This window comes from Streptomyces sp. Ru62, from assembly GCF_002920615.1.
Classification (GTDB): Bacteria; Actinomycetota; Actinomycetes; order Streptomycetales; family Streptomycetaceae; genus Streptomyces.
Genome location: NZ_PQSU01000107.1, coordinates 1 through 437 on the forward strand (window position 1 = coordinate 1; position 437 = coordinate 437).

Here is a 437-nt window from a genome sequence, read left to right on the forward strand (position 1 = left end):
TGTTCGGCTACGACCTCGCGGACTACGAGCAGCTCTTCGAGGAGAAGCTGGAGCTGTTCATGCGGCTGCGGCAGGAGGAGACGGTGACGTGGTCCGGGGCGTTCCGCGCACCGCTCACCGAGCAGCGGCTGCGGCCCAGGATGCGGCCCGGCGGCATCCCCACCTGGATCGGTGTGGGCGGCAGCCCCCACTCCGTCCTGCGCGCCGCCCGCTACGGCCTGCCCCTGATGCTGGCCGTCGTCGGCGGACGCCCGCAGCGCTTCTCCACCCACGTCGACCTCTACCACCGGGCACTCCAGCAGTCAGGACACCGCCCGCAGCCGGTCGGCCAACACTCCCTGGGACTCATCGCCGACACCGACGAGGAGGCGGTGGAGACCTGGTGGCGGTACTGGCAGCCGGTCGTGACCGCACTGGCCGAGGAACGCGGGTTCTAC

General features: G+C 71.2%; 1 protein-coding gene. It reads left to right on the top strand.

Annotated features, from left to right (window positions below; translation table 11 throughout):
- A partial coding sequence (locus C3492_RS43905) for an LLM class flavin-dependent oxidoreductase (RefSeq protein WP_146075823.1) occupies window positions 1-437 on the top strand: 437 nt, incomplete at both ends.